General features: G+C 51.7%; 9 protein-coding genes. 2 read left to right on the top strand and 7 right to left on the bottom strand.

Annotated elements, in window-relative coordinates:
- Positions 1-83: 83 nt before the first annotated feature.
- From CCY32_RS10360 to dbpA, 5 genes are all read right to left on the bottom strand, one after another.
- Positions 84-1,244 carry a tetratricopeptide repeat protein gene (locus CCY32_RS10360; RefSeq protein ID WP_088330556.1) on the bottom strand — a complete coding sequence of 387 codons (1,161 nt, stop codon included), beginning with the start codon at positions 1,242-1,244 and terminating at the stop codon, positions 84-86.
- A 142-nt stretch (positions 1,245-1,386) separates the two neighbouring features.
- The gene (locus CCY32_RS10355) at positions 1,387-2,997 is read right to left on the bottom strand and encodes a M28 family metallopeptidase (RefSeq protein ID WP_088330555.1); all 1,611 of its coding nucleotides are present in this window, start codon (positions 2,995-2,997) and stop codon (positions 1,387-1,389) included.
- A gap of 14 nt (positions 2,998-3,011) precedes the next feature.
- Entirely contained in the window at positions 3,012-3,410 is a 399-nt protein-coding gene (locus CCY32_RS10350) for a hypothetical protein (protein WP_088330554.1), read from the bottom strand.
- 7 nt (positions 3,411-3,417) lie between these two features.
- Positions 3,418-5,247, bottom strand: coding sequence for an ABC transporter ATP-binding protein (locus CCY32_RS10345; protein WP_088330553.1), 1,830 nt, complete (start codon positions 5,245-5,247; stop codon positions 3,418-3,420).
- A 164-nt stretch (positions 5,248-5,411) separates the two neighbouring features.
- Positions 5,412-6,791: an ATP-dependent RNA helicase DbpA gene (gene dbpA / locus CCY32_RS10340; RefSeq protein WP_088330552.1), complete on the bottom strand. Its 1,380-nt coding sequence runs from the start codon at positions 6,789-6,791 to the stop codon at positions 5,412-5,414.
- 184 nt (positions 6,792-6,975) lie between these two features.
- On the opposite strand from dbpA, the gene CCY32_RS10335 reads away from it, so the two are divergent.
- Positions 6,976-7,809, top strand: a complete 834-nt coding sequence (locus tag CCY32_RS10335) for an ion transporter (protein WP_088330551.1) — start codon at positions 6,976-6,978, stop codon at positions 7,807-7,809.
- Here CCY32_RS10335 and CCY32_RS10330 read toward each other — a convergent pair.
- Positions 7,778-8,584: a transporter substrate-binding domain-containing protein gene (locus CCY32_RS10330; protein WP_168171489.1), complete on the bottom strand. Its 807-nt coding sequence runs from the start codon at positions 8,582-8,584 to the stop codon at positions 7,778-7,780. The two genes, CCY32_RS10335 and CCY32_RS10330, sit on opposite strands and share 32 nt — an antisense overlap.
- 5 nt (positions 8,585-8,589) lie before the next feature.
- Positions 8,590-9,627: a dihydroorotase gene (gene pyrC / locus CCY32_RS10325; protein WP_088330549.1), complete on the bottom strand. Its 1,038-nt coding sequence runs from the start codon at positions 9,625-9,627 to the stop codon at positions 8,590-8,592.
- Between the two features lie 131 nt (positions 9,628-9,758).
- Between pyrC and CCY32_RS10320 the strand changes: the two genes are divergently transcribed.
- Positions 9,759-12,683, top strand: coding sequence for a ligand-binding sensor domain-containing diguanylate cyclase (locus CCY32_RS10320; RefSeq protein ID WP_168171488.1), 2,925 nt, complete (start codon positions 9,759-9,761; stop codon positions 12,681-12,683).
- The last annotated feature ends 4 nt before the right edge of the window (positions 12,684-12,687 follow it).

The following is a 12,687-nucleotide window of genomic DNA, read 5'->3' as shown; positions in this document are numbered from 1 at the left end:
CGCATGGGCGTTAGCCCCTAAAACTCCAAGAAGGAGAGTAAAAGTGCGTACGTGCCTCATCGGCGAGAGTTATACGACCAGGGTCAGAGGCGGGTTAACAGACTGAGTTTAGTCTGGTAACGCTGTTCATCCTGCTCAAACACAGAGCGACGTTTGGCCATTCTCAGATAACGTTCCGTGGCTGTGATATCACCGAGCTGATAATAGGTCTTAGCCAGGCCAAAGTAGAACTCATGCTTGTTTTTATCCAGCGCCACGGCACGACGATAATGATCAATAGCCTCACGCCAGTGAGACCGTTCAAACTCCTGCTCTGCCAGCAGATAGTGATAATAGGGATTCGCCAGACGTTTGCGCTCTATACGGGCCAGAATCGACTCAGCCATTTGATGGCGACCAGTCAGATTATACAAGTGCGCGAGGTTTTCCTCTGCGGTCTGACTGCCATTCAGTGCTATTGCCTGCTGATACGCCTGCTCAGCCCTGTCCAGCATGCCATTTAAGCGATACAACACGCCAAGATTCACCCAGGTTTCACTGAGTTGGGGAGACGTCAATGCCGCGGCCCGAAGATACGCATAAGCACCAGGGTAATTTTCATCCACCAGGTAATCTGCCGCCTTGTTATTGTAGAACATGGCCAACACCATCTGTTGGCTAACCTCCGCTGCGGGAAACTTGACTCGATACCCCTGAGGATCAAAGTCCACTTCCATACCGCCTTTGCGGATATAGGTGGTATTGTGCTGATTACGGGGCAATATCTTCAGATTAATATGCCCGTTGAGCATGCTGTAGCCCTGCTCGCGGGTCCAGAATTCAGGGATAGCCACATCCTGGAAGCGGACATCCATTCCTGCGTACTCTGCCATCGCAAACGTCATGATGGACATAGACAGGCAATTGGCTATGCGGTTCTCAAAGGTTTGTTCAGCAGTCGTATTGGCATGGCTGTCATACAACAAGTTCATATGAGAGCGGTCGAAAATACCTTTGATGAGATTGCGAATGCGGGCTTTGGGGTCATCCACCCGTAAAATCTGTTTGTCCACGAAGTGCTGCATGTCGGCACTGAGCCCAAACACCTGCTGTTGCGACTCAACTTCAATCTGCTGATAACCAGCAAAGACCTCATCGGCGAGATGCGTACGCGGTTCAATTTTTACCTGAGGGGGCTGACTGGCACAACCGCTCGCCAGCAAGATGACACTCACCCACCAGCATGCGCAAATAACTCGATACATCACCCACCTCTGTAATACCTCAGGCCCATAACTAAAACTAGTTTGCTTTGCGCTTACTCACAACCCCGTTCGTCCCTTAAATCTGTCTGTTCACGTCTTGATTCAGGAAACCAAAGGGGTCTGACCCGGCCAATGTCCGACTTCAGTGAGCCTGTTGTGTATCAGCCTCTTCAGCCAAGTCCGCTTCACGAATCTGCTTAAATTCCGCTCCCGGCTTCCAGGTTGGCCACGCGGAGGAGTTGGCCAGCTTTTCAAGCAACGCATAGATGAGGTGCAAATCATTTTTAACACCATCATATTTCCAGGTGTCCAGGTATTCATCTGCCGGTTTATGATAGCGATTGGCAATGTACTCAGGATCACTGTCTCCGAGATCCATAAACAGCAGGCCGGGTACACCTTGTTGCGCCAGGGCAAAGTGATCAGAACGAAAAAACAAACCATTCTGCGGATTGGCATCGGGCTTTACCCTGCGCCCCTGCTCAGCGGCGGCCTCTTCCAGCCAGTCTTCGAGTTCCTGCAGCCCATCACCATATTTGAGCACATAATCTGTGGCACCCGCCAGATTCATGCTGTCGATATTAAACAGCCCCACCATCTTGCGGGTGGGAACCGGTGGCTGCTGGGCAAAGGCAAAGGCCCCCAGCAGTCCCGTTTCCTCAGCAGTAAAAAACGCCAGCAAGACCGAACGCTGCAAGGGTTCATTCCGCTCACTTAACATTCTTGCCAGCTCTAAAACCCCGGCCACTCCTGATGCATTATCCACTGCGCCATTAAAAATGTTATCACCCTTCACCCCCACTTTCTTGCCAAAGGCATCCCAGTGCGCGGTCAACAAGATGTATTCATCCTTGCGGCTGGTGCCAGGAATCAACCCGACTACGTTGCGGCTCTCTCCCATTTTGTTCCAGTGAGTGGTCTTCAGGTTGGCCGTCAAGCCCAGCGCGACGGGCTTGAATCCGGGCCTGGCAGCAGCTGCTTTGAGCTGCTGGAAATCTGTCCCCGCTGCGGCAAAAATCTGCTCTGCCGTTTCCGTCTGCATCCAGCCCATGGCCTCGAGTTCATCACTATTGCCGCTGTCATCCACCAGCATATACTTGGTACCTGTGGCCCCCGATTCCACCACGCTCCATGGATAGCCTGCTGCACCGGTTTCATGCACGATAAACACGCCACTGGCACCGCGACGTATGGCTTCCTCGTATTTATATGTCCATCGACCGTAATACGTCATGGCGTTGCCACGAAACACCTCTTCATCCTGTGTCGCATAACCCGGGTCGTTAACCAGCATAATCAGCGTTTTACCTTTAACATCCAGGCCGGCATAATCGTTCCAGTTATATTCGGGGGCATGGATCCCATACCCCACAAAAAGCAGTTCAGAATCCTGTAACTGTGTGAGCTTCGTCATCTGTTGTGTGCGTGAGACGAAGTCTTTACCCGGTTCAAACGTGAGCGAACCGATCTTTAACTGCATATCCTGTGAGGCCGCTATGCTGGCCATCGGCACGGTCTGAACATAATCCCCCTGATAGCCGGGTTTAACACCCAGTTGCTTCAGTTCACTCACCAGATAATCAACCGTACGCTGCTCGCCCTCAGTCATCGGCCCCCTTCCCTCGAAGGCATCAGAGGCCAGTGTTTTGACGTAATTCTGATAGGCACGCTGTGAGAAGGTTTCACCGGTATCAGAACACCAGGCGGAATAACAAAACAACAATGACACCAGCAACAAAATACCCGTACGCATACAAACTCCTTAGCTTAAAGGAAGGTCTTCAGCCAGTCTTTGGCCTGCTCCTGTGACGCAAAAAATTCATGGGGCATCCCCACATGCTGATAGATACTATCCCAGAACTGACGAACAATTGCCGGGCTGTTTACCTCTGACAATACCACGGCAGCCGCCACCATGCCGGATTCTCTGGAACGTGCTATGGACTCATACATCATCTCTTTGGCGTCTGGGGTGAGCAGAGGCTCATTGTAAAAGATCACCAGATTACCCCATGGCTGACCTCGCAACTGGTCACGATAATGCTGCACATCACGCTGATACTGCTGTATCAAATCAGCATTGCCGGGCCCCTCAGCGTGCAGAATTAATACTCTGTCCTGTAATTCGATGCGAATACTGCCGTGAATTCTATAAAAATCTGTCATGGTATTGCTATTCCAGGCCAAGAAAACCGCCGGTCTGATGTGCCCATAAGCGCGCGTAGATGCCTTTTTGTGCCAGCAGCTCGGCATGGGTACCGGACTCCACAATCCGCCCCTCGTCCAGCACCAGCAGCCGGTCCATCGCCGCAATGGTCGACAGGCGATGAGCAATGGCCACCACGGTCTTATCTTCCATAATCTTATTCAGGCATTGCTGTATCGCCACTTCCACTTCAGAGTCCAGGGCTGAGGTGGCTTCATCAAGAATCAGTATCGGGGCATCTTTGAGCATCACCCGGGCAATGGCGATACGCTGTCGCTGTCCCCCTGAAAGTTTAACACCGCGCTCTCCCACATGGGCATCATAGCCTGTCCGCCCCTGCATATCTGACAGCTGATGAATAAAGGCATCGGCTTCGGCCTGTTTAGCCGCGTGGCGCATCTGCTCCTCACTGGCATCCATGCGTCCATACAGAATGTTCTCTCTGACCGAGCGATGCAACAGCGACGTATCCTGAGTGACCATACTGATTTTTCCGCGCAGGCTTTCCTGAGAAACATCACGGATATCCTGACCATCAATCAAAATTTGACCAGACTGCACATCGTAAAAACGCAATAGCAGGTTAACCAGTGTGGATTTCCCGGCACCAGAGCGTCCTACCAACCCCACTTTCTCGCCCGGTGCAATATTGATATTAAGCTTATCAAACACCCGGTTTTTGGCGTCATAGCAAAAGCCTACATCCTTAAATGTGATGCTGCCGCCCTTCACCCTGAGGTTTTCGGCTTCCTCTTTATCATTGACTTTCACCGGGATAGACAGGGTATTCATGCCGTCCTGTACCGTACCTATATTCTCGAAAAGACCCGCCACTTCCCACATGATCCATTGTGACATGCCGTTCAGGCGCAGACTCAGACTAACTGCCACAGCAATGCTTCCGGCGGTGGTCACACTGCCAATCCATAAATAGATGGCGAGTGCGGTAATAGAGAAAATCAACAATGCATTACTGATCCACACACAGGCATTGAGCACGGTAACCAGCCGCATTTGGGGATACACGGTGGTCAGAAAGTTATCCATACTCTCGCGGGCATAGCCCATTTCCCTGTTGGTATGGGCAAAGAGCTTGACCGTGGCAATATTGGTATAGCTATCTACAATGCGCCCCGTCATCACAGAACGGGCGTCAGCCTGTTTTTCTGAAACAGCCTTCAATCTCGGTAGCAGCACTCTGAGAATGCTGACATAGGCAATCAACCATAGCGCAAGAGGCATACTAAGACGCCAGTCAATGTTGAAGACCAACACAAACACACTGACAAAGTAAACGCTCACATACACCATGAGGTCTAGCAATTTGCGCACGGTTTCTCTGACAGACAACGCCGTTTGCATCACTTTGGTGGCCACCCGCCCGGCAAACTCGTCCTGGAAAAAGCCCAGACTCTGGCCCAACAGGTGACGATGAGCCTGCCAGCGAATGCGCATGGGGAAATTACCCAACAGGGTTTGGTGGTTTATCAGCGAATGTAAAATAATAGCGCCGGGCAACAACACCAGAATAACCAGCGTCATCCATAACAGACTCGCTTGTTCTTCTTGCAAAAAAGTCTCTGGATTGCGCGTGGAAAACCAATCCACTAATTGTCCCAGATATCCAAACAGACTCACTTCGAGTATTGCGACGACGGCACTCAGCAGCGACAGACTCAATAATGCGCCCTTCATGCCCTTCGAATAGTACCAGCAAAATTCCAATAGATTTCCCGGCGGCTGTTGTGGCGACTCTTTGGGAAAGGCCTGCACCAGTCGCTCAAAAAAAGAAAACATCTATCATCCTTACTTCTGTTATTCGCACCTGATTAACCAGGCACCGTAAAAATGGAAACAATCGTGACCTCAAGGTCACAGAAGAGTTGTCTCTCATGCTCTGTGATGGTTGAACCCGGATAACCGCGTGAAGGGAGTGTACCCGTCAGTCTGCGCGGCATGATTCAGGATAATTTACGCGCTCTGACCCGTTTGCCTTTCAGTTTCCCTTCGCGAAACTGGGCCATAGCGCGTTTTACGCTACGCAGTTTAACCGCCACATACCCCTGATTCTGCCCCAGACTGATTTTACCGATATCGTCGCCCTCAATGCCGGCGTCCTTGGTCAAGGCACCCAGAATATCACCGGGCCGTATTTTCTGCTTTTTCCCGGCATCAATACGTATCGTACGATAAAGTGGGTCAGTCACACCCGAGGCTTTGAAGCGTAATTTGCTGGCATCGGCCCAGTTAAACGCTTGTTGTTGATATGCTTCGATGGCTTTGGCCCAATTCAGCTCATCGGGACTACACAGGGTCAGTGCTCGCCCTTTATTGCCAGCCCGTCCTGTGCGCCCTATGCGATGCACATGCACCTCAGGATCCGCAGACACCTGATAATTCAGCACCAGTTCTACGTCTTCGATATCCAGTCCCCTGGCCGCAACATCTGTGGCGACCAGTAGTGCCAGACTGCGATTGGCAAACTGAATCAGCACTTCCTGACGTGCCATTTGCTCCATATCACCGTGCAGGGCGGCTGCACTGAAACCCTTTTCACGCAGCTGATCTGCCGCATTCTGGCAATCTATGCGGCTGTTACAGAAAACAATGGCAGACTGAGGCGCAAAATGAGTGAGCAGTGCCTGCGCAATAGTCAGACGGTTCTCTTTAGTCACTTCATAACAGCGCTGGGTAATCTGACTGGCATCATGTAACGAGGCCACTTTTATCTGCTCAGGATCACGCTGAATATCAGCACTGATCTGGTCAATCTGTGCAGGGTACGTTGCTGAGAACAATAAGGTCTGGCGCTGTTTCGGGGTGGCCGTTGTCACTGCGGCGATTTCCTCTTCAAAGCCCATATCCAGCATGCGATCGGCTTCATCCAGCACCAGTGTGTTAACCGCCCCGAGATCCAGATTACGACGCAGCATATGGTCGAGCACCCGCCCTGGCGTTCCGACCACTATCTGCGCACCATGTTTCAATGAGGCCACCTGAGACGCCAGTGGTACACCGCCATACAGGGTTAGTACCTTGGTATTTTCTTTATGTCGGGCAAGACGGCGAATTTCCGTCGCCACCTGTTCCGCCAGCTCTCGGGTCGGACACAACACCAATGCCTGAGTGCTGCTATCCTGCTCATTGACTTTGCTCAGCACCCCAAGTGAAAAAGCAACGGTTTTGCCACTGCCCGTGCTGGCCTGGGCAATCACATCCTTACCCTTGAGAATATGCGGTAAACTGGCCGCCTGAATCGGAGTCATACTGTGATAGCCGAGACTATCCAGATTGGCTAACACGTTTTGGGGCAGGGATAACGACGAAAAAGCCTGGTTCATAGGAACTCTCTGACAAATACAGGATGAATGGCGGATAAACGAAGGTGTGGACAATATAACCCCAACACCATGAGGCTATTTTATGCGTTTTTCATTCATTTAACGATCTGAATCTCTTGTAAATTATCTGACCGCCCCTATACAGTGGCATGGCAAGCTTTACTTATTGTGAAAGGCAGTGAACGTGCAACAATCTTCATCACACCACAACGCGTCCTCTTGGTTAATCAGATGGGTAGAAAACCCCTGGTTTACCAACAGCATCATCGCCCTGATTCTCATCAATGCCGTTACACTGGGCATGGAAACCATGACGCTGGCACCGCAGACACTGCGTGCGCTGCATATTCTGGACTGGATTATTCTGTGTCTGTTTACGCTGGAGCTGGTGCTCAAGTTACTGGCTTACCGGCAACACTTTTTCCGCGGTGGCTGGAACTGGTTTGATCTCATCATCGTAACACTCTCCTGGATCCCTTCCAGTGGGCCACTGTCCGTACTGCGGGCCTTCCGAATTCTGAGAATATTGCGCTTGTTTTCCGTCGTCCCACAAATGCGCAGAGTCATCGGTGCCCTGGGGCATTCGTTACCGGGCATGGCGTCAGTGGTGGGTGTACTGGGGATTATTTTCTACGTCTCTGCGGTGCTGGTAACCAAGCTTTTCGGTAGCCACCCCGATGCACAGATGCAGGAGTGGTTTGGCAGTATCGGCGCCTCAGCCTATACCCTGTTTCAGGTAATGACACTGGAAAGCTGGTCCATGGGAATCGTCAGGCCCACCATGGAGCTGTTTCCCCTTTCCTGGTTGTTTTTCGTTCCCTTTATCATTGTCACCAGCTTTGCTGTACTCAATTTATTTATCGGCATCATCGTCGATGCCATGCAGGTGATGCATGATGAAGAGGAGAAACACCATCCTCAGGTGGTTGCCACCAAAGCAGATATCGACGCCATTAAAACGCAGCTGGAACAGATTGCTGCCCGTCTCAGGGAAAAGGACGCTGAGCCCAAAGCTTAATAACACCATCAGCGTAGTGCAGCGTCAGGCCATGTTCTTTGCGAAATCGTGCCAGCCAGTTGTCCTTCAGTGTTACGAATGCCCGGGAGGCACGATACTCCTGGGCTGCCTGTCGCCACAGCAATGCCTCTTTCTCGGTGATGCCCTTGCGTGACAAGGCCACATAGGTTGTTTCAACGTTATGGGTATACAGCGGATACAACTCACTGCAGTCTTCATGCAGCTCACCGCAATAAAATTCCAGCCCTCCGGCAGAAAAGAATAATGCCTCAACCCGGCCTTTGAGCAATGCGGCAACGGCTTGCTTCCAGGTTGTGTACGACACCAGGTTTTTCAGTCCTGCATCGATCAGCAAGCTTTCACGAAAATCGCCCCGCTGCACTCCGATAGCAGAAAACTGTTCCAGGTCTGTCAGCGATGTCACCGGCGTGTGAGGCTTATGCGCGGAAAAGACACCGTGCACATTTCGGGTCAGTGGCATAATCCAATGAAACAACGCTTCTCGTTCGGCATTTCTGACCAGCGGAAACAGCAACACACGCCCCTGTTCTGTGGCCCGCATATAGGCGCGGGCCCAGGGGTTCAGCAATATGGGATCGCGGTTATCCAGTCTCGCCTGAATGCCACGCACCAGTTCAACAGCATAGCCAGTCAACTGCTCCTGTTGATCAAGATAGACAAATGGCGGCTCTTCATGGGTCAGCAGGTTGATGGCATCTTCAGACCAGGCAAGGGCACTGAAAAGCAGTGTGCAGATAACCATGAGCCGTTTCATCACCATCAATCCTGCTGAAGTTTCCAGTTCACGGTAGCACCGGCCTGAAAAGGCACAATCGGATTGCCATTCGGTAGCGTCAGTTGTTGCGGAATTTCCCAGGCCTCACGAACTAAGGTGACTGAATCGGTGTTACGTGGCAGACCATAAAAATCGGGGCCGTGAAAGCTGGCAAAGGCTTCCAGTTTTTCGATGACACCTAACTCCTCAAAAACCTGAGCATAGAGTTCCAGTGCACTCCAGGCGCTGTAACAGCCCGCACAACCGCAGGCAGATTCCTTTTGGTGTTTCTCATGAGGCGCGGAGTCCGTGCCCAAAAAGAATTTGCTGGAACCCGACGCCACCGCCTCGCGCAAGGCCTGTTGATGGGTATTGCGCTTGAGCACAGGCAGGCAATAATTATGTGGGCGAATCCCCCCCACCAGCAGATCATTGCGGTTGAGCATCAGGTGTTGTGGTGTGATAGTAGCGGCCACATTCTGTGACGCACTGTTCACAAAATCCACCGCATCTTTGGTGGTAATATGCTCCAGCACCACTTTTAAGTCAGGAAACTGCTCGACGATATGACACAGATGCCTGTCAATAAAGACCTTTTCTCTGTCAAAAATATCAATCTCTGCAGCCGTTACCTCACCATGAACCAACAACAACATGCCCTGCCTCGCCATCTCTGCAAAGACCGGGTAGAGGCTTTCCAATGCAGACACCGCAGCATCAGAGTTAGTGGTTGCCCCTGCAGGATAGAGCTTTGCGGCAATAATACCGGCGGCTTTAGCCTCGCGAATGTCCTCAATTCGGGTTTCATTGGTGAGGTAGAGCGTCATCAAAGGTTCAAAGGTGCTGTTCGCGGGTCTGGCATCCAGAATTCTGCCTTTATAGGCCTGCGCCATGGCGGCGCTGGTTACCGGCGGTACCAGATTGGGCATCACGATGGCCCGCTGAAAGCATCGTGCTGTGGCCGCAACCGTCTCTTTGAGGATATCACCATCTCGAAAATGTAAATGCCAGTCATCGGGTTTGGTGATAGTCAACGTGTTCATAAATCCCCTGTAAAAACTAAAAAGCCTGAAACTGAACATATTATGCCAGATTTGCCCGAATTCTCGCCCCTTTTTCTATGCACACTTGGCACAGGGGGAGTATTATTAGGCTAATGCTATGCCCGGATCATATGATGTTTATTTCGTTATCCAAGCGCTTTTGCCTGATACTCTCCCTGTTTCTACTGGGGCCGCCACTGGCGGCTGAGCCGGTTCCCCTGTCTGATTATTTTGTGGAGCGTTGGAGCGACCAGCAGGGCCTGCCCCATAACAGCGTTAACAGTATTAGCCAGACACCGGATGGCTATCTCTGGTTTGCCACCTGGGAAGGTGTGGTGCGATTTAACGGCCGGGACTTTACCCGCTTTGGCAGTGATACCGTGCCGGCCTTTGTCGATTCGGGCATCCGGGCTCTCTCTGTAACGTCTTCAGGGGATTTGCTGGCAGCAGGATCGAGAGGAAGCTTCGCCCGCTATCGCAATAATCAGTGGCATCCCATGCCCTTTATCGATGCCAGAATTAACTATGTGCTTGAGGATAAACAACAAAATATCTGGCTGGCTACCAACAGTCAGGGGCTGTTTAGAATTGACGCCAGCAACAAGGTTCGCCATTTTACCTCTGCAGACGGATTACCTTCGCTGACCATAGAGACCCTCCATGAAGATCGTCTCGGCAACCTCTGGGTTGGCACCGCCAGTGGTCTGGTGCGCCTTACCCAGAGCATGCTGACACAGATCAGAGATGTTCCTTCGGTTCCTGTCATCAGTATCGCTGAGGATCGAAGTGGCAATCTGATTATCGGGGCTGAAACGGGTCTTTTTCGGGGGCAGGGCGATCGTTTCACCCCCTATTATCCGCAACGTTTACAGGCAGGGATAAGCCAGTTACTGGCGGACAAAGAGGGAACACTATGGGTAGGCACTGCCAGAGGAACAGTGTACCGGGTTACGGATGATATGATCGATCAGGTTGGCCCCTCAGAAGGACTTCCGGACAGTCGCATCAAATCTTTGTATCTGGATGCTGAAAACAGTTTGTGGATTGGCACCAACTCAGGCCTGGTCAGACTGCGCAAAGCGAATTTCAGTACCATCAGTTCCCAGCAAGGGTTACCTGGAGATTATGTACGCAGTGTGCTGCATACCAAGGAGGGTAATATCCTGGTAGGCACCAGTCATGGGCTGGCGCGCATCGCCGGAACGCGCACCGAGACCATCCCCTTACCTCTCAACGATACACCTATGCCATCGATTCTGAGCCTGCACCAGCAAGGCGACACCCTGCTCATTGGTACCCACCAATATGGACTCGTGGTGATGCAACCCGGTTTCCAGATAAAGCAGTTCAACATGGCATCGGGGCTGGCATCCAACCAGGTCCGTGCGGTGCTGCAACAACAGGATGGCACCATATGGGTCGGAAGCTCACAGGGTTTAACCCGCATCAGGGAGCAAAAGCTGACCACCTATACCAAAAGAAATGGGCTGCTTGATGATTATGTGATGGCACTGGCGGAGGATAACAGTGGCACAGTCTGGATTGGTACCGAATCCGGAGCGGCCCTATACAGTGATGGTGCCTTGCAGCCACTGAGTTTGGATCATCTGGATAACACCAGCTCGGTGTATGGTTTTTATCCGGGTCAAAACGGAGAATATATGTGGCTGGCGACAGATCGCGGTTTAATTCGCTATCGTTACCGTGATCGCAGTCTCAGCATCATCGGCCAGCAGCAGGGATTTCCCATTCAAAAACTGTTTCAGGTCGCCCAGGACAATCAACAAAACCTCTGGCTCACCTCCAACCTGGGGATGGTGAGAATGCCATTGCAACAGGCTCACGCGTTGGCCGACGGCGAGCTTGAACAGGCTGATGTGAGGGTCTTTTCCAATGGTGAGGGTATGCTCAGTCATCAGGCCAATGGCACCTCCAGCCCTGCTATTGCCAAAGATGAGAGCGGTCAGATCTGGATTGCCACAGCTCAGGGTGTGGTTCGTGTTGATCCCGAGAACATTCGTGAGCTGAGTGATTTTTCTGTACCCGTTGTGCTGGAACACATCGAAGTGGATGGAATGGCCGTTGCGGTGAGCGACAACCTCGAACTGGCTGCAGACACCCGCCGCTTGCAGTTCAGGTACGCAGGACTAGGCTATATCCTGCCAGATGCCATTGAGTACTACACCTGGCTGGAGGGCTTTGATACCGATTGGGTCCCCCGTGGCAATGTGCCGGTCGCGGAATACACGAATCTTGCCCCAGGAAAATACCAATTCAATGTCAAAGCCCACTATCCCGGCGCCGAAATCAGCAGCAGTGATCATCTATTCAACCTGAAAATAACGGTGCTGCCGTATTTCTGGCAACGTACAGAAGTCATGCTGGCGGTAATATTACTGGTCGTCATGATACTGATTGCCGTTATTCGTGCCAGAGAGCACGTCTTGAAGGCCCACGCCAGAGAATTGCGTGAACAAGTGAAACAGCAAACCCAGAAAATTCAGCATCAGGCCAAACTGTTCGAACAACAGGCGATGCAGGATCCCTTAACCGGCCTGGCAAACCGGCGCTCTTTTGACAATTATCTGAAACAACTGAGCGAGAATCCGACCCAATATCAGGGCTATTTTCTCGCCATTATCGACATCGACAACTTTAAGCTGGTGAATGACCGCTGGTCCCACGATGTGGGTGACAGGGCCATTCACGCTGTCGCATCGGTGATAGCGCACAACTGCCGCGAAGGAGATCACGCAGCGCGCTGGGGAGGAGAAGAGTTCTCACTGGTGATGCCAAATGTGGATGTAACAAAAGCCACCGAGATATGTGAGCGTATTCGACAACAAATAGAGGATGCCGATTACACTCATCTTGGTTTTGGGCTTAATCTTACAGTCAGCATCGGACTGAGTGGCAGTGTCGCACTTGACGACTATCGGCGCCTGCTGATTGAAGCAGACAAAGCTTTGTATCACGCAAAATCGACAGGCCGCAACAGTGTCAGGGTATGGCAAAAACCTTCAGGCCCCACGCCTATTGACAGTTGCTCTGCCTAACAGA

Origin of the sequence: Lacimicrobium sp. SS2-24, assembly GCF_002201535.1 — a bacterium.
In the GTDB taxonomy this organism is placed as follows: domain Bacteria; phylum Pseudomonadota; class Gammaproteobacteria; order Enterobacterales; family Alteromonadaceae; genus Lacimicrobium.
Note: the sequence above shows the minus strand (reverse complement) of the source record. Positions and strands in the feature narration are given on the sequence as shown.

What these genes read in the sequence shown, in the direction of transcription:
- CCY32_RS10360 (WP_088330556.1), bottom strand. Translation starts at nt 1,244, where the DNA reads ATGTATCGAGTTATTTGCGCATGCTGGTGGGTGAGTGTCATCTTGCTG.
- CCY32_RS10355 (WP_088330555.1), bottom strand. Translation starts at nt 2,997, where the DNA reads ATGCGTACGGGTATTTTGTTGCTGGTGTCATTGTTGTTTTGTTATTCC.
- CCY32_RS10350 (WP_088330554.1), bottom strand. Translation starts at nt 3,410, where the DNA reads ATGACAGATTTTTATAGAATTCACGGCAGTATTCGCATCGAATTACAG.
- CCY32_RS10345 (WP_088330553.1), bottom strand. Translation starts at nt 5,247, where the DNA reads ATGTTTTCTTTTTTTGAGCGACTGGTGCAGGCCTTTCCCAAAGAGTCG.
- dbpA (WP_088330552.1), bottom strand. Translation starts at nt 6,791, where the DNA reads ATGAACCAGGCTTTTTCGTCGTTATCCCTGCCCCAAAACGTGTTAGCC.
- CCY32_RS10330 (WP_168171489.1), bottom strand. Translation starts at nt 8,584, where the DNA reads ATGAAACGGCTCATGGTTATCTGCACACTGCTTTTCAGTGCCCTTGCC.
- pyrC (WP_088330549.1), bottom strand. Translation starts at nt 9,627, where the DNA reads ATGAACACGTTGACTATCACCAAACCCGATGACTGGCATTTACATTTT.
- CCY32_RS10320 (WP_168171488.1), top strand. Translation starts at nt 9,759, where the DNA reads ATGATGTTTATTTCGTTATCCAAGCGCTTTTGCCTGATACTCTCCCTG.